Origin of the sequence: Sorangium sp. So ce385, assembly GCF_051474135.1 — a bacterium.
In the GTDB taxonomy this organism is placed as follows: domain Bacteria; phylum Myxococcota_A; class Polyangia; order Polyangiales; family Polyangiaceae; genus Sorangium; species Sorangium cellulosum_D.
Map to the genome: position 1 here is coordinate 12803417 of NZ_CP150337.1, position 21927 is coordinate 12825343.

At 72.4% G+C, this 21927-nt stretch carries 19 protein-coding genes; all 19 read right to left on the reverse strand.

Annotation, left to right across the window (positions count from 1 at the left end; genetic code table 11):
• Positions 1-2: 2 nt before the first annotated feature.
• Positions 3-1601, reverse strand: coding sequence for a hypothetical protein (locus tag WME83_RS46900; protein WP_437316210.1), 1599 nt, complete (start codon positions 1599-1601; stop codon positions 3-5).
• A 38-nt stretch (positions 1602-1639) separates the two neighbouring features.
• A complete protein-coding gene (locus WME83_RS46905) occupies positions 1640-2563 on the reverse strand; it encodes a hypothetical protein (protein WP_437316211.1) in 924 nt (307 codons plus the stop codon).
• Positions 2564-2575: 12 nt separating this feature from the next.
• A complete protein-coding gene (locus WME83_RS46910; protein ID WP_437316212.1) occupies positions 2576-2761 on the reverse strand; it encodes a hypothetical protein in 186 nt (61 codons plus the stop codon).
• A gap of 3 nt (positions 2762-2764) precedes the next feature.
• Entirely contained in the window at positions 2765-3574 is an 810-nt protein-coding gene (locus WME83_RS46915; RefSeq protein WP_437316213.1) for a hypothetical protein, read from the reverse strand.
• Between the two features lie 30 nt (positions 3575-3604).
• Positions 3605-6121: a phage tail protein gene (locus tag WME83_RS46920; protein WP_437316214.1), complete on the reverse strand. Its 2517-nt coding sequence runs from the start codon at positions 6119-6121 to the stop codon at positions 3605-3607.
• Positions 6122-6123: 2 nt separating this feature from the next.
• Positions 6124-8406: a putative baseplate assembly protein gene (locus WME83_RS46925; protein WP_437316215.1), complete on the reverse strand. Its 2283-nt coding sequence runs from the start codon at positions 8404-8406 to the stop codon at positions 6124-6126.
• A gap of 1 nt (position 8407) precedes the next feature.
• Entirely contained in the window at positions 8408-8806 is a 399-nt protein-coding gene (locus WME83_RS46930; RefSeq protein ID WP_437316216.1) for a GPW/gp25 family protein, read from the reverse strand.
• A complete protein-coding gene (locus WME83_RS46935) occupies positions 8803-10437 on the reverse strand; it encodes a hypothetical protein (RefSeq protein ID WP_437316217.1) in 1635 nt (544 codons plus the stop codon). The genes WME83_RS46930 and WME83_RS46935 overlap by 4 nt, the downstream gene beginning before the upstream one ends.
• On the reverse strand, positions 10431-11129 hold the full coding sequence (locus WME83_RS46940; protein WP_437316218.1) for a phage baseplate assembly protein V: 699 nt from the start codon (positions 11127-11129) through the stop codon (positions 10431-10433). Before WME83_RS46940 ends, WME83_RS46935 begins: the two co-directional genes overlap by 7 nt.
• 13 nt (positions 11130-11142) lie before the next feature.
• A complete protein-coding gene (locus tag WME83_RS46945) occupies positions 11143-12153 on the reverse strand; it encodes a phage late control D family protein (protein ID WP_437316219.1) in 1011 nt (336 codons plus the stop codon).
• A 94-nt stretch (positions 12154-12247) separates the two neighbouring features.
• Positions 12248-12424 (reverse strand): hypothetical protein, encoded by a 177-nt coding sequence (locus WME83_RS46950; RefSeq protein WP_437316220.1) that lies wholly within the window; start codon positions 12422-12424, stop codon positions 12248-12250.
• A 3-nt stretch (positions 12425-12427) separates the two neighbouring features.
• On the reverse strand, positions 12428-13933 hold the full coding sequence (locus tag WME83_RS46955) for a CIS tube protein (protein ID WP_437316221.1): 1506 nt from the start codon (positions 13931-13933) through the stop codon (positions 12428-12430).
• Positions 13930-14412: a phage tail protein gene (locus tag WME83_RS46960; RefSeq protein ID WP_437316222.1), complete on the reverse strand. Its 483-nt coding sequence runs from the start codon at positions 14410-14412 to the stop codon at positions 13930-13932. The genes WME83_RS46955 and WME83_RS46960 overlap by 4 nt, the downstream gene beginning before the upstream one ends.
• Positions 14409-16091, reverse strand: coding sequence for a phage tail sheath C-terminal domain-containing protein (locus WME83_RS46965; RefSeq protein WP_437316223.1), 1683 nt, complete (start codon positions 16089-16091; stop codon positions 14409-14411). Before WME83_RS46965 ends, WME83_RS46960 begins: the two co-directional genes overlap by 4 nt.
• Before the next feature lie 21 nt (positions 16092-16112).
• On the reverse strand, positions 16113-16577 hold the full coding sequence (locus WME83_RS46970; protein WP_129580097.1) for a phage tail protein: 465 nt from the start codon (positions 16575-16577) through the stop codon (positions 16113-16115).
• Between the two features lie 17 nt (positions 16578-16594).
• Complete coding sequence (locus WME83_RS46975; RefSeq protein ID WP_437316224.1) at positions 16595-19036, reverse strand: phage tail sheath family protein; 2442 nt, start codon at positions 19034-19036, stop codon at positions 16595-16597.
• A 44-nt stretch (positions 19037-19080) separates the two neighbouring features.
• The gene (locus WME83_RS46980) at positions 19081-19857 is read right to left on the reverse strand and encodes a hypothetical protein (protein WP_437316225.1); all 777 of its coding nucleotides are present in this window, start codon (positions 19855-19857) and stop codon (positions 19081-19083) included.
• Between the two features lie 25 nt (positions 19858-19882).
• Positions 19883-20470 carry a DUF4255 domain-containing protein gene (locus WME83_RS46985; protein ID WP_437316226.1) on the reverse strand — a complete coding sequence of 196 codons (588 nt, stop codon included), beginning with the start codon at positions 20468-20470 and terminating at the stop codon, positions 19883-19885.
• Positions 20471-21059: 589 nt separating this feature from the next.
• Complete coding sequence (locus tag WME83_RS46990) at positions 21060-21917, reverse strand: hypothetical protein (RefSeq protein WP_437316227.1); 858 nt, start codon at positions 21915-21917, stop codon at positions 21060-21062.
• Positions 21918-21927: the final 10 nt, after the last annotated feature.

Sequence of the window (21927 nt, forward strand, 5' to 3'; positions counted from 1 at the left end):
GCCTACTCCTCCGGCGGAGGGGACGTTGTGGCGGAGACGGGGTGCGACTCGTCGGCGCGGAAGTCGGCCGGCGCCGTGTCCTCGCGGGCGGGATCCGCGAACCGCGGCGGATCCGACCCGGGCACGACGCCGAGGTGCCGCCCCTGGAGCGTCCGGCGGCGCACGTACCAGAGGCGCTCGCCCAGGGTGGCCACGCGGTCGAGCGCCTGCTGCCAGCGCAGGTCGAGCGCGTGATCGCGCTCCGCGTCCTCCCCCTCGAGCGCGCGGTCCGGGTCCGCGGCGATCGGCGGGCGCACCGCCGGCGTGCCGAGCGCGCGCGCCGCCGTCGTCGGCAGGCGCGGCAGGAGCCTGCGGAACACGTCCACCGGCTGCCGCCGGATCAGCACGCCGGGCGCCGCCGGAGAGAGCTCGACGGCGAGGCGGCGGCGGTCGCTCCCGAGCAGCTCGCGCGGCGCCGGGAGGAGCACGAGGATGCTGGTGAAATCCAGATCCCCGGGCGGCGCCATGAGATCGATGGGCGGGAGCCACAGCGCCTCGTCGACAAGCGCCGGCACCTCGTCGTCCGGCACCAGCGCCATCGCGCAGGGCATCTGCGGCGGGAAGAAGCTCTGCGTGTAGCGCAGGTCCCCCGCCCGCTCCACGGCGCCGAGGGGCAGCTGCCCGGCCGGCGGCAGGGCGCGGAACACCTCGGCGGCGGAGAAGCGGAGCCCGCCGGGGCGGCTCCTGCGCTCGTTCATCGCCTCGACGAGGTGGGCCTCCTGCTGCAGCACGTAGGCTTCGCGCAGGCCGCGCGGGGCGAGGCCGAACCCCGCCGCGCCGGCGTGCTCTCCGCCGACCTCGCGCCGCACCATGTCGACGTCGATCCACATCACGAAGCCCCGATCGAGGTGGACCATCGCGAGGGGCAGCGCCTCCGCGGGCACGCCCCCCGCGGCGCGCTCGACGAAGATGCGGCGGGCCGCGTGGGCGCGCTGCTGCAGCGGGTCGAGCTCGGCGTGATCGTCGCGGTAAGGCACCAGCGTCACGGCCACCGCCTCGATGATCTCGCCGTCGTCGACGGCCCGCCGCTCGTTCACCGAGGTCGGGTATGCGGCGATCGGGTTGGCGGTGAACTCCACGGGGCGCAGCGCCAGCACGAACAGGCCGGACCGCCGCCGCGCCGGCTCGTTCGGCACCCCGTCGAGGCGGAAGGCCCGGTCGAGCTGCATCATCCGCGTGACGTCGGCGAGGTTGACGGCGAGCCCGCCCGCGGTGTCGTCGTCGCGGCGGAGCACCACCAGCTGGCCAGCGGGGGTGACCCCGGTCCCGGGCGAGATGGAGACGGTCGTGTCGTCCACCCGCGTGACCATCAGCCCGTGGAGCACGCCCGGCCCCGTGGCGCGGGCCAGATCGGCCTGACGGTCGAGGAAATAGTCCTGCTCTCGCGTGAGGTCGTGGGCCGCCAGGAACCGGCCGTCGAAGTAGCGCGGGCGCCGCCGCGCCGGGTTCACCACCAGGGTCCCCGCCCGGCGGTATCGCTCGATCTCGTGGGCGCCGATGTGATCGAGGCTCAACCGAGCGAGACTGCGGAACGGGGTGAAGAGAGCTTTTACATCGATCATCCACGCCTCCTGTCGGGCCCTCCGGGCCCGCTCCCGCCTCAGAGGAGCAGCTGGGCCAGCGCCGCCGCGGTGTAGACGAAGGCGCGATCCTCGTTCCGGACCTCCACCGGACGGGTCGCGTCCCGCACCGCCGGACGGTCGATCCCCCCGTCGGTGCACGGGATGCGGAGCCGCGCCAGGAAGAGCCAGTGTTTGTCGTTCTGGGGATCGAGCCAGTCCGGCACGACAGGGTCGTTCGCGAACGGGTCGCTGCGCTTTCGCGGGCGGAAGCGGTCCCAGGCGCCGAAGATCAGCTGGCGCAGCCGCGCGGCCCGCTCGGGCTGGGGCAGCGACGCGACCTCCGCCCAGTAGCTCTGCGGCAGCGGCGGCTCCGCCTCCTCGCGCGGCACCAGCGTGAGCTCGAATCCATCGCGGATGCGGGACGGCTGCACCGCGTCCAGCGCGTCGAACGGCCCCGCCGCGAACGCCGGCGTCTTGCCGCGGCCGCAGGCGGCGAAGCGGAGGAACACGTCCACGACCAGGTGCCCCGGCGCGGTGCCAGGGTCGCCTTCGGGGTGGAAGGCCTTCCGCAGCCGCTCCGATCGCTCGAAGCCCGCCTGATCCTTGGCGCGGCCCGCCTCCTGGAACTCCAGCCACTTGCTCAGGCGGATGCAGCGCCCCGGCAGGGCGTTCGGCATGCTCGGCACCTCGACGAGCCGGCCGATCCGATCGAGCGCCAGCCCGGGCCCCACGTGCACCTCCTCCGCGTCGGGGCTCACGCCCTCCTCCGGCGGCGGGACCACGGTGACCTCGAGCCCCGCCACGGTGCCGCTGCCGTCGAGGAACGCCAGGGCGCGGGCCAGGCGGCCGCGGTGGTAGTCCTGCTCGGCGCGGAAGTCCTCCTTGTCGAGCATGACCCCTTGCTCGTAGAAGACGCGGTCGGGATCGGTCGGCTGGTCGAGGCTGTCAGGACGCGTGCTCATCGTGTCTCCTCGTCACTGCGGAAAGGTCGACCGAACGGGGTTTCGGACCACGACGTCCAGCTCCACCGGCTTGCTCTGATTCCCCGCCTGGTCCTCCACGACGAGCTGGAAGCGGTAAACGCCTTCTTGCAGCGTGAGCTGGACGTTCGGGTCGTCCGTCGCCTTGGTCTCGTTGGGCCGGATCTCGAGCTTGACCATGGCCTAGCGATCCTCGCGCCGCCGGGGCGGGACGCCGGGCCGGTCGATCGGCTCGTCATGCGACACGCCGATGAACTCATCCCGGCCGGGTGAGATGGGCACACCGATGGGCGGCCTGAGACTGGGCGGATTGCGCACCGACGGGTTGAGCGGCTCGACGGGCGGCCTGACATTGGGATTGGCCACCACAGGGTTGGTCGGACCGACAGGCGGCCTGACATTGGGATTGGCCACCACAGGGTTGGTCGGACCGACAGGCGGCGTTGCAACGGGCGGATTGACCACCACAGGGTTGGTCGGACCGACAGGCGGCGTTACAACGGGCGGATTGGCCACCACAGGGTTGACCGGTTCGACGGGCGGCCTGACCACCGGCGGATTGACCACCACCGGGTCGCGCGGCTCGACGGGCGGCCTGACCACGGACGGATCGAGGACGATGGACGGATCGAGGACGATGGGCGGCACCCTGGGCCTGACCGGCGCCGACACCAGCGTCCAGATATACTTGACGATCGGGCCGCCGCCGAAGTCGCTCGACCCCTCGGCCGACAGCGCGAACGGCTTCCCCGCCTCCGGCCACGCGTCGGGGTTCTCCTTGTCGGGCACCACGAGCCGGAGGACGGCGGTCGGCGCGGTGGTGTCGCGGATGATCACCTCGATGCTCGCGGGCGCGGAGCGGTTGCCGGCCTGGTCCTCCACCACGAGCTGGAACACGTGCAGCCCCGGCTGGAGCGGCAGGCCGCGCGTGGGCGTGACCTCCACGTGATTCTCGACGGTCTCTATCGATTTGTTCTGCTCGAAATTCGCCATGAAGCCCGCCTTCCTCGCCGTGAGCGCCGCTCACCGCCGGAGCATCCAGTGGTATCGGACCAGCCGCCGCCCCGGCGCGGCCCGCGACGCCGAGCCGTCGAGGGTGAACGGCGCGCCGAACGCCCGCGGCGGGACCGGCGCGACGCGCGCGATAGGCTGCATGGACGACGGCGAGTGGCCCAGCCGCGGATCCAGGCTGGGGAGGTGCTCGATCCGGTCGCGCACCCCGATCCGGCTCGCGTCCACGCGCACCGGCCGCAAGCCGGGCTTGCGGCCAAGGTAGGTGTCGACGCCGACCAGCGAGGACATCCCCACCAGGAACCGATGGCTCGCCGTGAGCACCTGCACGGCCACGTGCGCCGGCGCCTCGCGATCCACGATCTGACGGATGAGCCCGAGGTCCTGCGGATCGACCTCGTTGTGCACGAGCACCGTCGCGCGGTGCGCCAGCCGGTCGAAGAGCTGCGCCACGGCCGACGCCTCGGCCGGCGTGACGGGGAGATCGGCCGAGAACAGCGCCAGGAACTCCTTGTTGTTCTCGTCGCCGAGGAACAACGTATCTCCCACGAACGAATTGCCGCTCACGAAGAGCCCCGGCAGGAGCGGATCGTCCACCTCGACCAGGTTGGCGCCGAGGATGGTCGCGAACGTGCGCCGCAGGCGGAAGTCCTCGAACACCACGATGTCGCCCCGCTCGACCCCGCCGTCGGTGACCAGGTCGAGCGCCAGCCGGAGGCCGTCGAGGGTGCCGCGCCGCCGGTAGAGCTCCATCGCGTTCTGCAGCAGGGCGCGGCGCCGCTCCGCGGGGACCGCGGCGGCGAACGTGAAGCCGATCCAGCTCGCCAGCCACTCCAGCGCCTCCTCGGGCGCTCCGGCGGCGTCGGTGAGCAGCCACGCGTGCTTGATCCGATCCTCGATCGGCGTGAGGATCCCCTCGAAGTTCCCGAGGAACCGCTCCAGGAAGTCCGCCGGCGTGGCCGTGACGTCGGGGCCGTGGGCGTCGGCGTCGGGCCCGAAGACCTGCTCGTGGTACAGCTCGGGCAGGTAGCTCTTCACGTAGGAGCGGCGGCCGCTGTAGACGCGCAGCGCCGCGACCTCCGGGGTGCTCCGCCCGTCGCCGTGGAGCTCCATCCGCACCCACAGGTAGCGCCCGACCAGCGAGCGCACCCGGAACTGCGGGCGCTGGACGAGCGCGGTCCACGTCCCCGCGCGGTGGGGGCGCCGCTCGCACGGCAGGAGCCCCGGGTGGAACGGGATCTCCGAGGGCTGCGAGAGCCACACGCCCTGCGGCACGCCGGGCGCGGCGTCGCCCGCGACGGCGCCGAAGCGGTGCTCGTGCCACGCCGCGTCCGGGCCGGGGACCGCGAGCTCGTTGCTCGTGGCGAGCAGGACCTTCACCCCGCACCCCGGCGGGATGGCCGCCTCGAGGTAGATGCGATGCCAGACCGCCTGCGCGTCGCCGCTGTCGATCACGCGGTGGCCGAGGTCGTTGCGCGCCTCCCCCACGGCCGCGAAGCTCGGCCACGAGATCGGCACGAGCGGCCGCGGCCCCTCGGGGGTCGCGACCTGCGGCGTCGGCAGCGTCGTGTGCAGGAACATCGGCCACGCCGCGAGCGGCCGGTCCGCGCGCGACGGCGACAGGCCGCGGAGCGGGTAGAGGTCGCCCACCGGGTCCACCGCGCCCGCGCCCGCGGCCACGGGGTAGACGGGCGCCTCCTCGGCGCCCTGCGCGTCGCTGCGGGCGATGAGCACCGCGACCTTGTCGCTCCCCACCCAGACCATGCCGTACGGGTAGCGGACGCCGCGCAGGCGCGCGGGCGCGCCGAGCCGGTCGTCCTCGCCCAGGATCCGGAGGTGCGCGTCGGCGCCCGGCACCCAGGTGAGCAGCGCCAGCCTCCCCTCGGGGCTGCAGGCGATCGCCACCGGCCACTCCGCGCTCGGCCACGTGGCCCCGGGGAGCTCCTGGGCGCGCGGCGGATCGGGATCGTCGGTCTTGGGGCGGAAGGTGTCGGGCGTGGCGGCGAAGGCCGCGCGCGACCGCTGCGGGAGCCCGGTGACGCGGGCGAGCCGGTAGAGCACCCGATCCAGGCAGTACACGCCTCCGGTCGGGATGGGCGCGAGGCGCCAGGCGCTCAGCGGCGCGAGCGGCAGGGTCACGGGCTCCCACCGGTTGCGCAGGTCCTTGAGGATGACCCCGCCCGCCGCCAGGTAGAGCACGTCGTCGTGGCCCACGGCCACGTCGTGGACGAGGACCGAGGGCTCTGGCGTGTAGATCGCGACCTCGTCGGGGAAGGCGCCCGTGGCCACCACGCGCCGGCCCACGGAGTCCCAGCGGGCGCGGGTGCCGAAGCGGTCGATCGAGCCGGGGGTGCGCTCGACCAGGGAGCGGGCGCGGTCCGCGTCCTCCTGCCACGAGAGCTCCCGGCGGGCCGACGTGAGGCGCAGGACCCTGCGGGCGCGATCGTAGTGCACGCCCGGCGGCTCGCCGACCCTGGCCCAGTGCTCGTCGTCGGCCAGGAGGAACGGGCGCTGGAGGTTCGCGTCCATCGCTAGCAGACCTCCGGGACCACGGGCACGGCCACGCCGGCGTCCGCGTCGTCGGCGAACGGGTTCGGGATCTGCGTCGGATCGCCGGCCGGCGGCGGCGCGTCGGCGACGGCCACGACCGCGAGCAGCTCGGGCAGCTGCCACGGCTCCAGCGCGAGCACGAAACCGCCGGTGGCGTTGCGCTCGGTGACCTGCTCCCAGCCGGCCCCCTTCCTGCGGAACAGGTTGACGCCGATGACCTCGGACACGCCGGGCACCTGCGCGACCACCGTCTCCACCTCGCGGTCGCGCACGGCGCGGCCGAGCGGCCAGCCGGTGAAGCCGGCGCCGCCGGGCGCGAGCGGCCACAGGAACCGGCGCACGGCCTCCTTGACCGCGAGCAGCTGCTCGTCGCGCGGGAAGCCGTCCCGGAGCGCGACCCCCACGGTGACGGCGAGCGGGACGTACTCGCAGCCGATGGTGTAGAGCTCGGTCGCGAGCGGCCGCCGCGCGTCGAGCCACGTGTGCACCGCCTCGAGGAACGGGCGATCGGCCCGCGGGTTGGGCGGCATCCGCTCCGCTTTGAACGGCAGCACCATCACCGACACCACGCCGGGCACCTCGCTCCTTCGCTGGTGCGGCTTGAACCGCGGGAGCACCTCGACGCGGGCCACGAGCACGCCCGGCGTCTCGACGGCCAGCGTGCGGAAATCGTCGGCCGTGACCGCGCGGTCCCGGTGCCGGAGGATCCCGGGGATCCGCTGCTCGGCCTCCGCCAGGAGCTCCGCGTCCTGCCCGCCGTCGGTGGGCAGGCTCTGCACCACCTTGAGCTTGCGCTGGACGCGCGGGTGCGGGGGCCGCGCGTCGAACGCGGTCATGTCCTTGAGGGTCCCGGGCGGCAGGTTGCCCGCCCGCCCGCCGCCGGCGCGCATCGCCGCCACGCGCACGCGCCTGCCCGCGCCCGGGATGCGCCCGCGCACGCCGTCGCCGAAGCGCACGGTGCTCGCCTCGGGATCGAGCGTGTACACGGCGGAGTCCCGCCCGGCCAGGGCCAGATCGGCGATCTGCGTCCAGCGCACGAACCCGAGGTTGTCCTCCTCGACCTCGAGCACCAGGCTCTCCGGGTCGACGTTGGCGGCGGGCAGCTGCATCTCCTGATCGGCGCTGTCGTCGCTCGTCCCGAGGATCCGGCCGGTGACGGTCGCGCGCTGGTCGATCTCGATCGCGTTGACGCCCACCCAGCCGAGGCGCAGCGACTGCTGCCCCTTCTCGAGCGGCCGGAGGCGCAGCCAGGCGACCACGCGGCCGGCGATCTTCGCGTCGTCGATCCGCGGCGGCCGGTCCCCGAGGCCGGCGGCCGGGTCGTTGCGCACGTCGTTCGCGGGCGCGCCGATCAGCGACGCGCGCGGCAGCCCCAGGCGGATCACCCCGCGGCGGGTGAGGCCGCTGGTGTCGTCCTTGATCACCTCGAGCGCGACCATCTCGGCGCCGCCGGGCGAGCCGCCGGTCGCGCGGCCCGTCGTGATCTCCCAGACGTGGGGGATGCGGCTGCGGCGGGCGAGCTGCTCGAACAGCTCCGCGTCCTCGAGCGGCCGCGGGACCTCGATGGCGGGCATGATCCCCACGTTGAGGATCCGCTGCTGCCCCTCCGGGTCGTTCCCGAGCGCCTCGCGCGCCGGCCCCACGAGCTCCGGCTTGCGGGCGAGGAGCGCCAGCCAGAGCGACCTGTCGACCGTCTCCTGGATCACGTCGAGGCCGGCCGCCACGGGCGCGCCGCCCGCGAAGACGGGCGTTGTCACGTAGAACTTCGGCGCGACGGGCCGGCCCTCGCGCGACGAGAGGCCGTAGGCGAGCGGCAGCTGGGCGAGCAGCTCGGGCCCGAGGGCCCTCTCCTCTTCGGGGCGGATCGGGCGCTTCACGAAGGCGTCGGCGGTGATCGGCAGGACGGTCATCTCGTCCCGCGTCTCGAACGGCACCGGGCCCTTGATCGGCGCGAGCGCCCGGATCCGCGGCGCCTCCGCGAGGTCCTCGTCGAGCTGCACGCTCACGAGCCCGCGCGCGGCCACGGCGGGCCGCATGGGGACGCCGAGCAGGCGCAGGAACGCGAGGCGCTGCCGCTCGGGGACGAGGTTGGCCCGGTAGAGCATCGTGTCCGCGAGCCAGGCGAACAGCTCGATGAGCGTCCGCCCCGGATCCCCGACCCGGGGGTCCGTGTACTCGGGCGCGTGGGCAGGGATGCGCGCGACCAGCTCCTCCACGAGGTCGTGGAACGAGCGATCGTCGAGCGCGGGGGGCCGAATCGGCATGTCAGCCTCCGAGCTCCATCGTGAAACCTATTTTTTGCGGTACGCCGGTGCGGCGCAGGCGATAGGCGATGTCGACGCGCACGTGCGACGGGCGCCCCGGCACCTCGTCGACCTCGACGCGGTCGAGCAGGGCGCGCGACTCCCAGCGCGCGATGGACGCGGCGACGAGCTCGCGGATCCGCCGGCGCGTGTCCGTGGTGTTCGGCTCGTGCAGGAAGCGGTCGAGCCCGGCGCCGAAATCGGGGCGCATGAGCTGCTCGCCCGGGCGCGTGCGGAGGATGACCTCGATCATCTCGCGCACGCTCTCCTCGAGCGTGGGGTAGCGCAGCCGCCCCTGCGCGTCGGGCAGCGGAAGCAACGGCCAGCCAATCGGCCGCGGAGCCGGGAGGGGTCTGGTCATGAGTCCTCACGCCTCGAGACAGTGGGGAGGGGGAAGCAGATCCGGATGAAGGGCAGCCACCAGAAGATGATGTTCAGGATGATGAGGAACATGAACATCACGATGAACGCGAGGACGAAGATGATGGATATGTTGAAGCTGCATATCCACTGAAGCCCGATGTCCAGCCCCTCTTTCCCTTTGCCTTCCATGAGGTCCTTGGGGCTGTTGCTGTTCAGGAAGTTGAACAGCCGCCGCGGCATCTTGAACGCGACGTTGGGGAGGAGCGATTTGACGCTCTCGCTCGAGACGTCCGGCAGCTCGATCTGGATCGGCGGGAGGGTGCCGTTCTCGTACCAGGGGACGATCTCGAAGGCCGCGCTGCTCGCGCTCCACACGAGGTCGGGCGGGCAGCCGTCGTCCCGCTTCACGCGCACGAACGCCCGCAGCTCGTAGCGCGCGGTCTTGTCGTCGAAGCGCGCGACGCCCGGCTGCAGCGCGCTCAGCCGGCCGGCGACGGTCGCCTTGACCTGCGCGTAGATCCTGTCGGCGAGGTCGGCGGCGACCGGCGGCCAGCGGTACGGGAACCGGAAGACGGTCGCGCCGCCGGGGATCGGGGCGATGAGCGCGGTGCACGCGTCGAGCAGCACCTGATCGGCGGGGCGCCCCGCCTTGTCCTTGTCCTCCTGCGCGCTCGCCGGCACCACGATCTCGGCGAGGAGCCTCCGCAAGGCCATCGAATCGGGCGAATTGCCCCACAGGTCCAGGCTGATGCGCAGGAAGCGGAGGAAATCGAGGAACTGGTCGAGGCGGGTCCGGTCGGCCTCCAGCGCGAGGGAGAACGGCGCGACGTCGGCGGACTGCAGCGAGGCCTGCGCCCGCTGGGCGTCGTCGAAATACCCGTATTGCGCCGCCGACCGGCCCGTGAAGAACCGCTCCGCGAGGCCGCCGAACGAGAGCCCCAGGCCGGCCTTGAGGTACCCCGGCAGCACGGCGTCCCGGAAGTCGTCCTTCGCCCCGCTGGGCACGTCGAACGCGTCCGCGGCGATCGGCGGCGCGGGGGCCTCGGACATCTCCGTGCTGACCGTCGGGATCAGGCCGTAGAGCAGCGTCTTCCCGGCCTTCTCGCAGACCGCGGGCGGCGCCACGAACAGCTCGGTCACCTGCTCGGCGCCCTCCTCGAGCCGCGCCCTCAGGAGGGCCTTGCGGCCGATCTCCGGCGCGCCGCCCGTGACCACCCGCCGCCGGTCCGGGTCGGGGTCGCGCTTCGGGTCGTCGAGCCTGGACCAGCCGCGCAGCTTCTTGCCGACGGACAGCCAGGCCTGCGGGAACCTGTCCGCGGAGAGGCCGTCCCTCGCGACGCGGCGGACCACGAGCCCGGCGCTGTCGATCTTCGCCGGATCCAGCCGGGGAACCCCGGGCCGATCGCACGCCGCCTCGAGCAGCGCGACGTGGAACGTGCGGTGCACCGGCTGGTAGAGGCGCATCGGGGCCTTGACCGCGCTGGCCCGGACGGCGGCGTAGGCGTCCTCGGTCTCGAGCGTCTCGAGCAGCACGCCGATCACGTTCTGATCGGTGAGCTGCAGGAGGAGCGGCGGGCCCTCCCTCGACGCCTCCCCGAGCCCGCGGAAGATGACGTCGTGCCCTACCATACGTTGCCCGCGCCCGGCGTGTAGACGCTCCCCACGACGGTCGTCGCCATGAGGGTCGTGCACTTCACGACGCCGGAGAAGTTGGTGAAGGCCGAGCTGACATCCACGTATCCCGCCTTCACGTCCACCTGGGACGCCTGGATCGTGACCTTCGCGCTCGACTGGATGGTGATCCCCGAGCTCTCGATCTTGACCGTCCCCATGCTGGTCTTGAGCTCGATCTTCCCGCCGCTGTCCGCGGTGATGACCGCCGAGTTCAGCTGGTTCGGCGTGGAGAGGTGGATCTGCTCCTGGCCTTGCGACGCCTCGACGATGGCCACCCGCGTGCCGTTCTTGCCGACGAAGCTCCAGCGATCGACCTCGTCGCCGCCGAGCGTCTCGGGCGCGGTCTGGTTGCCGTTCCACAGCCCGCCGATGACCAGCGGCTGGCGCGGGTCGCCGTTCACGAACTGCACGGCCACCTCGTCGCCCTTGTTCGGGATGAAGAAGGCGCCGCGGTTCGCCCCGGCGAAGGGGACGGCCACGCGGGCCCACAGGGGCGCGTCCTGCTCCCCGACCCCGTCGAAGCCGAGCAGCCGGATCTGGATGCGGCCGAGGTTGTCGGGGTCGCCGGTGACGGCGACGACCTCCGCCAGATAGACCCCGTACAGGACGCCGGGGCCTGGTGCGCCGGGCCGCGGTTCGCCCATCATGCTCGCACCTCGCTCATGGATTCCCCAGATAGGCGCTCTCGGCCTGGAAGTCGGTCTCGTATTGACCGGTCGTTTTCTGGAAGCGGTGACACGCGTGGACCACGTAATAGGTGTTGTTGAAGCGGCGGCTCATCCCCGTGAGCCGGACGAGCGTGCCGACGCGGATGAGCGGGTTGCCCTCGGCGGTCCCGCTCACGCGGACGAAGCGGCGCGCGCGCTGGTCGAACGCGGCGTCGGCGAGCGCGCGCGCCTCGAGGTCGGTGAGCACCGCCGGGCTGCTCACGTGCTCGCTGCGTGCCCCGAACACGTCGGACAGGATCTGCGAGCCCAGCCGCCCGCCGCCGGGCCCCAGGTTGGCGCCCTGCGAGGAGCCGGCGACGCGCAGGCCCTGCTTCGGGTCCCAGCCCGAGGTGGTGACCTCCGTGACCTGGTCGGCCAGGTCCGCGCAGAAGCGCGCGTGGAAGAGCTGGCTGTTCCACGCGAGCTCCACGGTGCCGCGCTGGACGTCCTTGCGGGGCGAGACGTGGAGCTCGCCGCCGACGACCTGCAGGTCTCCGTCGTACCGGGCGAGGAGCCGGCGCAGGAACGCGAGGTCGCTCTCGTTGAGCTGGACGTGGGTGCCGATGTCCTCCGTGAACCCGGTGACGCGGGGCGTGAGGGACATCCGCGAGGCGAGCTGGTTCGCGAGGTCGGAGAGCCGGAGGTGGTCGTGCACCTGGGTCCGCCGCGCGAGGCGCCCCTTCTGGAGCGGGTCCTCGGCCAGCACCAGGAGCTCGGGAGGGCCGTTCTGCGGGAACTCGGCCTCGATGCAGCTGATCAACCCCCGGAAGATCTCCCGCGGCCGGTTCTCGTCGCCGGAGTAGAGCTTGATCTTGGTCCCGAGCTTGATGTCGCGCTCGTCCTCGAGCGCCAGCTCCTCGTCGCCGCCCGCCTGGGGCGTCGCCTGGTTGACGAGGCGCAGCTCCATCGATGTCAGGCCTGCCTCCTGCTCGGTCACGCGGAATGCGTTGATGAGCGCGCTCACGCGAGCGTTGTCGCGGGCACTATCGTCCAGGCGAACCGTCGGGCGGGCTCGGTACTGCGACAGCGTGCTGAGCGGGGTCTCGGCCATGGGCGTCCTAATCGGCGATCAAACGGTCCTTGCGCCGCTTGAGGCGGTCCATCTGCTCGGCGAGGATCTCCGGGTCTGCGCCTGCCGGGGGCGCCGCGGCGTCGGCCGCGCCGTCCGCGCCAGCGGTCGTGTCCTCGGGGCTGCGCTGCACGACGCCCTCCACCTGGTCGAACACGATGGGCATCGGTCAATCCTCCTCGAACGTGATCTTGCTGCTGAAGCTCCCGCTCTGGCCGACCTCCGCGCGGTAGCTGGCCGAGCCTTCGCCGATCACCCGGCCTCCCACGGCGTACTGGGTTTGCCGGGTGATCGCGTAGGTCGTGCTCTCGGTCCGGACCAGGAGGCGGCTCGCATCGAGCGGCCTGCGCGGCGGCGGCGCGGGCGCGCGGAGGAGGGCGAACGCCCCCTGGCTCGCCGAGACGCCGGCGGACGCGAGGGAGCCGGCCATCGGGCCGCTGGAGAAGCTGCCCCCGGCGTCGGCGAAGGCGGCGCCGGCGGAGAAGCGTGCGCCTGCGCCGGCGGAGAAACCGGCGCCTGCGCCGGCGGAGAAGCCGGCGCCTGCGCCCGCGGAGAAGCCGGCGCCTGCACCGGCGGAGAAGCCGGCGCCTGCACCGGCAGAGAAGCCGGCGCCTGTGCCCGCGGAGAGGCCGGCGCCCGCACCGGCAGAGAAGCCCGCGCCTGCGCCGGCGCCCGCGGAGAAGCCGGCGCCCGCACCGGCAGAGAAGCCGGCGCCTGCGCCCGCAGAGAACCCCGCGCCCGCACCTGCCGAGAAGCCCGCTCCTGCGCCCGCGGAGAAGCCGGCGCCCGCACCCGCAGAGAAGCCGGCGCCCGCACCCGCAGAGAAGCCCGCACCCGCAGAGAAGCCCGCGCCCGCACCCGCAGAGAAGCCCGCACCCGCAGAGAAGCCCGCGCCCGCCGAGAATCCCGCGCCGACACCCGCCGAGAACCCCGCGCCGGCCGAGAACCCCGCGCCTACCCCGCCGCTCGCGAACGCGACCGCCTCGAGCAGCTCCGGCTCGCTCTCGGGCACGACCAGCGTGTCGGTCTCACCGGACGGGTTCCGCATGTCCTCGACGCCGTTCATCGCGGCGATGTCCCGCGCCCGGCTCGGGTCCCCCGCCTCCTGGGCCGTCCGCGACACCGGCCCGGAGCGCGCCGGCGTCTCCACCGCCGCGCCGAGCTGCGCCTGCCCGCTGAAGCCGGCCGCCCTCCCGCCCTGCGCGAAGTGGAACACGGCCGGCGGAACGCGGTTCTCCTCCGCCGGGCTGCTCATCGTCAGGCTGACCGTCGCCCGCAGCGGGATCCCGTCCTCGGAGAAGAAATCGATCGTCTCCCGGTACGAGTCGAAGAGGCCCCGGAACTTGAACGCCCCCCAGACCACATCCACCTTGGGCGGGACCTTCGTGCTCGGGTCCGGCTCCATGAGGACGGCGACCTCCTGGGTCTTGAGGCGCACGTCCTGACCTGTGTCCGTGGTGTCGAAGACCAGCTCGATGCTCAGCTTGGCGCTGCTCTCGTCCACCCGCTGCGTCCGCTGCGACCCGCTGCCGCGGGCGGCGGTGTTCGTGATCGTGTACTGGAGCTGCGTCGGGTTGTACTGCGCCGTCACCGTGGGGGTGCCCGGCGGATTGCCGTTCGCGTCGAGCCGATAGAGCTCGACCTTCTTGCTGGGCGGTGCGCCAGGAGAGCTCATGATCCCCCGACGATCTCCAGGCCCTCGTGGGCCAGGTGCAGCTCCTCGATCGCGACGTTCGTCGTCGAGGCGTTCAGATCCGGCGACTTGAACTTGATGGGCAGCGCCCGGTGCAGCTTGAGCGTGTAGAGCACCTGGTCCGCCTTCGGGTTGCGCACCGCGATGGACGCCGTGAGCCGCCGCGCGTAGCTGCCGCCGGCCACGAGCGCGAACCACGTGTACATGTCCCGCTGCGTGGTGAGGCCGCGCTTGAGCACCACGGTCCCGAAGGTCACGGGCCCGGCCCGCTGCACCGTGCCATAGTTCCTCCCCCCTTCCTTGATGACCTTCGGCTCCATCGTCGCCTCGAGCCCCGTCACCTCCGAGAAGGCCGCGGAGCAGAGCATCCGATCGCCGCCGGTCTCGCGCCCCTGCTGGAGGTCGAACTCCTTGAACGTCACCTCGAAGTTGAACAGCAGGAAGGGGTCGGGGGCGCTCATGCGGCCGTCACCTGCGCGGTCGTGACACCGGTGGACATCGCCAGGACGACGCGGATCCGCTCGATCACCGCCGTCGCCTGGAGCGTGATCTCCACGACGAGCCGGCCCTCGTCGACGTCGCGCTCGCTCATGGTGCTCCGGTCGCACCGGACCTGGAACGCCTTGGCCGGGGTCGCGCCGGCGAGCGCACCCTCCTGCCACAGCGCGAGCAGGAGCGACTCGATCGACGCGCGGATCGAGGCCCAGAGCCGGGGATCCTGCGCCTCGAAGAGCACGTCTTCGCCGAGCGCGCGGACGGCGCGCACGATGGCGGTCACGAGCCGGCTCACGTTCGCCTGACGGTAGGCCTCGTCGAGCGAGGTCGTCACGTCCGAGAGCACCTCGATCCCGCGCGGCGTCGGCCCGATCAGCGAGACCCGCTGCGCCAGCGCCGCGCCCACCTCCGGCAGCGCCAGGTCCTCGTTGCGCAGCCCGGGCTCGACGTCGAACACCTCGGCGGCGGGCAGCCGCGCGGCGCTGCGGTAGGCGCCCCGCGTGAGCGCGTTGCGCGACAGGACGCCGGTCAGCACGGCGTCGGGGCTCTCCAGCTCGGCCGGCAGGCCGCGCGAGCCGAGCGTCTTCACCCACGGCCACGCGAGCTGCACGAAGGCGCTCGAGAGCCCCTCGGGCGTGGCGCCCTCCTCGCCGTTGAGCTGCGCCCCCAGCCAGCCGCGCGACGCGAGGAAGCGGAGGAGGTCCGCCCGCGCCGCCGGCGCCGACGGGTGGGGCAGCGGGATCGAGGCCACGAGCTGGATCTCGCGGAGATCCCGCTGCAGCATCGTCCCGATCCGCCGGATCGCGCCGGCCCAGGCCGCATAACCCTCCTCGTCGGCGCGCGGCGGCGCGAACCCGCGGACGAACCGATCCGCCGGGATCGGGGGCCGCTCCGCGCAGGCGGTGAACACCTCCTCGCCCGGCGGGGCCGAGGGCGCCTCGGTCGGCCAGGGCCGCCCCGCCGCCACGGCGTCGGCGAGGTCGGGGAGGCAGACGAACGACACCTCCGGCAGGCCGTACAGGTGGCCAACCCCCTTCCACGTGGCCCGATCCCGCCGATCGGGCGGGAGCTTCACGCCGCCCGCGGCCGACAGCCCGAGGAGCTTGTCGAGCCCCGCGCGCCGCGCCGCGGGCTCGGCGTCGTAGCGCCATGGGTCGCCGACGCGGACGACGTAGCAGCGGCGCCCGCCCTGCGCGAAGAACGAGCGCACCGCCGCGCCCAGGTACGACGGGCCCACGAGCGGCTCGCCGCCCGAGACGGTGAACGGCCGCCTCTCCCAGGCGAACAGCCGCTCGAACGCCTCCCAGCTGTCGATCGGGACCGGGACGTCGAGGAGCAGGTCCAGGTCGGCGTCGGAGAGCGCCCAGGCAGGCGGCGGCGGCGGCGCGAGATCGGGCGAGGCGAGGCCGGCGGACGACGAGGCCCGGTCGTAGATGCGCTCGTTCGACCGGACCCATCCTTGCTCATGGAACCAGCGGTAAAGGGGGTAATCGGCGGCCTGGGCGCCGGCGGGAGGCACGATGGACGGCAGCGGGCCGGACGCGCCCGCCCGCCGTGCGACGAAGCCGACGAAGCACGCCACGTCCGCGCGGTTCGGCGCCGGCGGAGACAGCGGCGCTTGCAGCTCGATGACCAGTCCTCGCATCCCGGGCGCCCTCGGACGTCGCTACGCCGTTCCCGGCACGCCGTAGACGAGGCCCTCGCAGGAGAGGACCAGCTCCTCGGTGGCCACGTCGCCCCCGCCCTTGCCGGCCAGGGTCGGCCCGGTCCACTTGAGCGGGAGGACGCGCAGCAGGGTCCAGGTCTGCACGTCGTTCTTCCCGCTCTCGTCGCGCATCTTGATGGTGACCGTCCGCTTGGCGGCCGGGCCGTCGACGCGCGCCGACTCCATCCATTTCCAGATGCTCGCCGAGTCGATGAGCCCCCGCTTGAGCGTCACGTCGCCGACCTTGTGCACGCCCTGGATCTTGCGCACGTGGTTCTCGCGATCGTTGCCGTTGCGGTACTCGGCCACGGTCAGCTCCGTCATCAGCCCCGAGACGTCGGAGAACCCGCCGAACGGATCGTCCTCGAGCGCCGGGTCGAAGCTGACCGTGAAGTTGAAATTGGGATAGGGCACTTCACGCGGCATTGGGCGTCTCCTTGTGATTAGCTGCGGGCGTCCGCCGTCTTCTGGCCGATGCGGAAGACCACGAACTCCGCGGGCTTGACCACCGCCAGGCCGATGAGGCAAATCAGGCGGCCGTTATCCAGATCGTTCTGGTCCATGGTGCTGCGATCGCAGCGCACGAAGAAGGCCTCCCTGGGGCTCCCGCCGAGCAGCGCGCCCGAGCGCCACTCGTTCACGAGGAAGCTCGACACGGTCTCGCGGATGTTCGCCCACAGGCGCTCGCCGTTCGGCTCGAACACCGCCCACTGGGTCCCCACGTCGATCGAGCGCTCCACGTAGTTGAAGTAGCGGCGCACGTTGACGTACTTCCACTCGGGGTCCGAGCTCGCCGTCCGGGCGCCCCACACGCGGTTCCCCCGCCCGGGGAAGAAGCGCAGGCAGTTCACGCCCGCCGGGTTCAGGACCTCTTGCTGGGCGAAGTTCACGTCCACCTCGTAGCGGAGCGCCCCGCGCACGACCTCGTTGGCCGGCGCCTTGAACACGCCGCGGGTCACGTCCGTGCGCGCGTAGATGCCGCACACGAAGCCCGACGGCGGCAGGGCGATCTCCCGCGGAATGCTCTCGTCGCCCACGCGCGCGAGCGGGTTACTCACCACGACCCACGGGTAGTAGAGCGCGGCGTGGGTCGAGTCGATGCGCGCCTTCTCCGCCTGCGCGCCGCTGATCACGAGCCCCGGCGCGGTGTCGAGCACCGCGATCCGGTAGGCGCGCCGGCGCTCGCAATGGGTGATGAGCGCCCCCTGGATGCCCTGGTGATCGGGGTAGCGCGACTCGCCCGGGGCCGCGACGATCGATATCCCCTCCTCCACGGCGAGCTGGCGGAGCCCCGCCTCGTAGCTCACCTGGGCGGGCGGCGCGCCGTCGGTGCCCCCGTTCAGGACCACCGTGCGGACCGGGATCGCGCGCTGGCCGACGGGCGGCAGCCCGGCGTTGCTGAGGAGCGCCTGCCGGAGCTCGGCGACGGTGGCGCCCCCGTCGCGGAAGGCGAACACGTTCTCCAGCTGGTCGGCGCGCCGGGCGGGGTTCTGCGCCAGCACCTTGCCGATGTAGCGCGGGTGCTCGGGCGCGAGGCCGAGATCATCGTAGGTCTTCGAGATGCCGTCGGCGTCGGTGGCGACCACGCCGAGCGTGACGAACTCGGTCCCATCGACGCTCGGCGCGGCGTTGTCGTTGAGCCCGAGATCGAGCGGCGTGCCGGCGCCGGACTCGGGGATCCAGCCGGCGTCGTCCTTGTAATAGAACGTCACCGCGCCGCCGGCGGCGCCGGCGGCCGCGGCTTCGGCCGCGAAGCCGAGGAGCCCATTGACGAGGGGCGCGCCGCCGTCGGGCGACAGGAGCGAGAGGCCCGCGCCGGGGGTGGCCGCGGTGAGCACCAGATTGCCATTGGCGTCGGTGCTGGGCGTCACCTCGCCCCCCTGGAAGCCGGCCAGGCGGGCCTGCAGGTCCTGCACGGTCACGCGCCGGACGTTCGGCAGGTCGCCCGAGCCGGCCGCCTCCACCGCGGCGGTGAAGCCGAGGCCCGCGGCTGCGCCGGTGAACAGCACCGACGCCCGCGAGGCGGTCCCCTGGACGTCGCTGCCGATCACCAGCCGGTCGGCGTCGAGCCGGGCATACCCGCCGACGATCGATCCGTTGATGAGGGCGACCACCGCGTCGCGCGTCTGTCCGTCGGCGGCGGGCAGGACGAACGTCTGCTCCACGCCGTCGATCCGCACGGTGAGGGTGCGGCTCACCTCGGTCTCGGCGGACAGGTTGAGCGGCGCGGGCAGGGTGCCCTGCGCCTGCGCCTCGGCCGGGCTCCCGGCGAGCGCCAGCTCGACGCCGGCCTCCGGCGTGTTGTTGCTGCCAGCGCCGGTCAGGCGGAGCACGAGTCGGCCGTTGCGCGGGAGGGACCACGGGCCGACGCGGTTGCCGACCAGCTGCGCGCCCCGCGCCACGGCCGCGCCCTTCGCGCCGACGCGGACGACGGTGCCCTGCGGGGCCCGGTCCATGCTCCGCTTCGTCGCGTCGGTGAAATGCGGGATGATCGTGATCGTCCCGTTCCCCGCCTGCCCGGGCGAGCGCGCCGCGAACGAGATGCTCGCGGCCAGGTTCCCGGAGACCGCGGTGCCTGCCGTGGCGTCGATCACGCGCGCCACGTACAGGCGCGATCCGCCGTTGTCGAAGTAGGCGCGGACCGCGTGCGCGAGGTAGTTCGTGCCATACTGCAGATCGTCGAACCCGCCGTAGATCCGCTGGAAGTCCCCGAAGCTCGTGAGGAGCTCGGGGAGCTCGGGCATCGCGTCGGGATCGCTCGGAGCGACGGGCCCGCGTCGCGTCGGCCCGACGAAGCCCGTCGTGCTCGTGCTCACGCCTTCGAGCGACTTGGCCCGGAAGCTGGTTTCCTCGACGTATACGCCTGGTGCTAGATATTCGGGCACGAGCGAGCCTCCTTACCAGAGAGCCTGTGGGGCGGGGTTTCCACTCATCGGGTGATCACCACGGACACGGCGAGTTCCCTCCCCGAAGCCAACCGCACGTTCACACTTGTCTTGGACAGCGCATGGGGATCCGGCGGCTCGAGCAGCCGCCGTGAATCGATGAGATCGGGATCCGGCGGCGAGCCGGCGTTCGCGTCGTGGTAGACCTCGAGCACCGCCTCGATCTCGGTCGACAGCACCGGCAGCGTGTCGTCCGCCTCCCAGTTGGTGACGGGCACGCCGGCGACCGGGATCAGCGCCTCTCCCCGGTCGTCGGCCATGCCGCGGGCGAGCGGCGGCTCCGCGGAGGTCGGCTCCGAGGCCCGGCGCAGCCGCGCGTAGGCGCCGGGCAGGGCGGCGCCGCTCTGGTCCCGCACGCTCGCGCGGACGACGGCCCACCCCGGATCGATCGGCGCAATGGGAGACGGGTAGAGCGCGATCTCCATGGCCCGGAAGAGCGAGCCTCCGGCGGCGGCCCGCGCCGGGTCGGCGTCGCGCGGGAGCTGAAACGAGCTCGATCGGGCCAGGTACCGGCGGGCAGGATCGCTCACGGCGATGGACAGGGGGATGGAGTCGAGCGGCGGCGACGAGGGGGGCGCCTGAAACTGCGCGAGGTGCGCGTCGAGGCCGGCCGCCCAGGTGACCGCGTAGGCGCCCGTGCGATTGCGGATGAAGCGCGCGAGGGGCGCGGTGACGCGCATCGGCGCCCGGACGGCGACCCCGGTGGTCGCGTCGACGAACCGGAGGGCCCCGAGGACGCGGTCGTCGATCACGTCGAGCATGTCCGCCTCCCGGGCCGCCGTCCGCTCATCGATTCTGATCCTTCTCGGTCGCTCGGAGCCGGCGCGCCACCACGGCCGGGGACTCCGGCAGCACGTCCGGCTCGATCCGGACGACGCGGGCGATGTAGGAGATGCTCAGCCGGTACCCCGGATCCAGCGCGTCCCACAATCGCATGAGATCCTCGTTGGACAGCTCCGCCGGGATCAGCTGCACCAGATCGCCCCCCTCCCAGCCCCCCTCGGACGTGAGATCCGACTGGCTGAGGGTCTGGTGCATATAGAGCTCGCGCACGACCCACCCGAGGATGGTGTGCTCGACGAGGGCGCTGTCGGCCCAGATGGTGACGAGGTAATGGAGATCGACCGACAGCGGCAGCACCGTCTGATGAGCCGCGTTGACGTGATGCGAATTGCGCAGATACGGGTTCACCGTCACGCGATAGAGGTAGAGCGTGACCGCGGTCCCGAAGTCGACGTTCGTGGCGTTGAGCTCACCGGACGAGATGAGTCGAAAATCGCACGGGTGTTCTTGCCTGAGATCGGCGGGATAGGCGTTGCGCAGGTATTTCACCAGCGAAAAGCCCACCGAGTGAATCGCCCGTAGATTGGCCATGCCGTTCCGGGTTGCCGCTCCCGATGCAATGGGAGATCCCCGGCGCTTCCGGGACGGCTCCCCGAGGTTTCACATGCGCGGGCGCTGTTTCCGCGTGGCCTCGGTCACACTCGAGACCGTACAACCCCTGTGGCCGCTCCGGTGGCATGCGCCGCGCAGGCGCAATGCGCCGCTGTGCAGCAAATGCCGGCTGGTCGGCTCGCAGGATCGGAACAATCCGCCGTCGTGAGGGAAATCGCCTCCAGGCCCGAATGAACCCCCCTTCGTGGGACCCCCGCTCCGAAAGCCCCCGGCTCTGCCAGGAATGGTTCGTATTACGCCGAATTGGTTAGGTCAAGAAAAATCACTTCTGTAGGTGGTAAAGCGAACATGCAGCCGGGAATGCGGGAAGAGGCTCCTTTCGGCTGCCGAGAAAATTCGGACCTACCGGCAGCGGTCGACATGTCGCAAGCGGAGAGCACCCAGCAATCGCCTGCCGCTGCCTCGCTGGTTCCGGCGAAAAGGCGCGACGGCATTGGCCCGAGCCTCATGGGTCGCGGCCAGGTGATCACGAGATACCGGCATCGGGTCGATCCGATTTGTATTGCGCTCAGGTCCACCACCCCTGCGAGCCGCGATAGCGGCTTGCGCTCGGGGGCGTGTTCTGCGCGGACGCCTTCACGAGCAACGTCACATCGCGCTCGGCAAATACGGTCTCGCACGCGGGCTCGTCGGGGTGCTCCGCGAGATCGGCGACCGTGAACGCGATGGCCGCCAGCATCATGGCTTCGAGATCGCTGAGGTTTCGATCCGTGTCACCATCGGTGACCGCCGCCGACGGCGCCCAGGTCTGGTCGGTGAAGAGCTCCAGCGCGGTGCGCAGCGCGTGCGTGTAGGCCCGCGTCAGGTCCAAGGTGACGTAGCCTATCGGCGCCGGACGGCCGGGCGGGGTCGACACCGATTGCCAGTACGCGTCCGCGTCGGCGCGCGACGAGAACACGGTGACGTTGATCTTCTCCGGATCGGGGCTCGTGGACGCGATCACCGAGACCGTCGTCGAGATCTTGCCGGCCGAATCCGTGCCCTGCACCGCGGCCTCGATGCGCCAGAACCGGTCGCGGTCCTTGGCGACCGTGACCAGCCGCGCGGCGGCGCGAACGAGCCCGACGATCGAGGCGCGATCCGCGAGATCGACGTACGGCATGCCCGCGCTGAGGAGCAGGGCGAGCGCCGCACGCTCGGCGCGCGCGCCGAAGGTCCACGGCACGACCTCGTAGCCGAGCGGCTCGGCTGCTTCGGCGAGATCGGGGCTGCAACTCATGCGTGCGCTCGGCGCCGATTGGCGGAGCTGCGCGAGCGCCTCGCCGAGCTCGTCGGTGTCGATCAGGTCAGTGGATCCATCGGGCGGGAACACCGCGAGCGTGGCGGGCGGTGGCTCCGCGAGCGAGCGGACATTCCCGAGGTTCATGACGTAATGG

What these genes read in the sequence shown, in the direction of transcription:
- WME83_RS46900 (WP_437316210.1), bottom strand. Translation starts at nt 1,601, where the DNA reads ATGATCGATGTAAAAGCTCTCTTCACCCCGTTCCGCAGTCTCGCTCGG.
- WME83_RS46905 (WP_437316211.1), bottom strand. Translation starts at nt 2,563, where the DNA reads ATGAGCACGCGTCCTGACAGCCTCGACCAGCCGACCGATCCCGACCGC.
- WME83_RS46910 (WP_437316212.1), bottom strand. Translation starts at nt 2,761, where the DNA reads ATGGTCAAGCTCGAGATCCGGCCCAACGAGACCAAGGCGACGGACGAC.
- WME83_RS46915 (WP_437316213.1), bottom strand. Translation starts at nt 3,574, where the DNA reads ATGGCGAATTTCGAGCAGAACAAATCGATAGAGACCGTCGAGAATCAC.
- WME83_RS46920 (WP_437316214.1), bottom strand. Translation starts at nt 6,121, where the DNA reads ATGGACGCGAACCTCCAGCGCCCGTTCCTCCTGGCCGACGACGAGCAC.
- WME83_RS46925 (WP_437316215.1), bottom strand. Translation starts at nt 8,406, where the DNA reads ATGCCGATTCGGCCCCCCGCGCTCGACGATCGCTCGTTCCACGACCTC.
- WME83_RS46930 (WP_437316216.1), bottom strand. Translation starts at nt 8,806, where the DNA reads ATGACCAGACCCCTCCCGGCTCCGCGGCCGATTGGCTGGCCGTTGCTT.
- WME83_RS46935 (WP_437316217.1), bottom strand. Translation starts at nt 10,437, where the DNA reads ATGGTAGGGCACGACGTCATCTTCCGCGGGCTCGGGGAGGCGTCGAGG.
- WME83_RS46940 (WP_437316218.1), bottom strand. Translation starts at nt 11,129, where the DNA reads ATGATGGGCGAACCGCGGCCCGGCGCACCAGGCCCCGGCGTCCTGTAC.
- WME83_RS46950 (WP_437316220.1), bottom strand. Translation starts at nt 12,424, where the DNA reads ATGCCCATCGTGTTCGACCAGGTGGAGGGCGTCGTGCAGCGCAGCCCC.
- WME83_RS46955 (WP_437316221.1), bottom strand. Translation starts at nt 13,933, where the DNA reads ATGAGCTCTCCTGGCGCACCGCCCAGCAAGAAGGTCGAGCTCTATCGG.
- WME83_RS46960 (WP_437316222.1), bottom strand. Translation starts at nt 14,412, where the DNA reads ATGAGCGCCCCCGACCCCTTCCTGCTGTTCAACTTCGAGGTGACGTTC.
- WME83_RS46965 (WP_437316223.1), bottom strand. Translation starts at nt 16,091, where the DNA reads ATGCGAGGACTGGTCATCGAGCTGCAAGCGCCGCTGTCTCCGCCGGCG.
- WME83_RS46970 (WP_129580097.1), bottom strand. Translation starts at nt 16,577, where the DNA reads ATGCCGCGTGAAGTGCCCTATCCCAATTTCAACTTCACGGTCAGCTTC.
- WME83_RS46980 (WP_437316225.1), bottom strand. Translation starts at nt 19,857, where the DNA reads ATGCTCGACGTGATCGACGACCGCGTCCTCGGGGCCCTCCGGTTCGTC.
- WME83_RS46985 (WP_437316226.1), bottom strand. Translation starts at nt 20,470, where the DNA reads ATGGCCAATCTACGGGCGATTCACTCGGTGGGCTTTTCGCTGGTGAAA.
- WME83_RS46990 (WP_437316227.1), bottom strand. Translation starts at nt 21,917, where the DNA reads ATGAACCTCGGGAATGTCCGCTCGCTCGCGGAGCCACCGCCCGCCACG.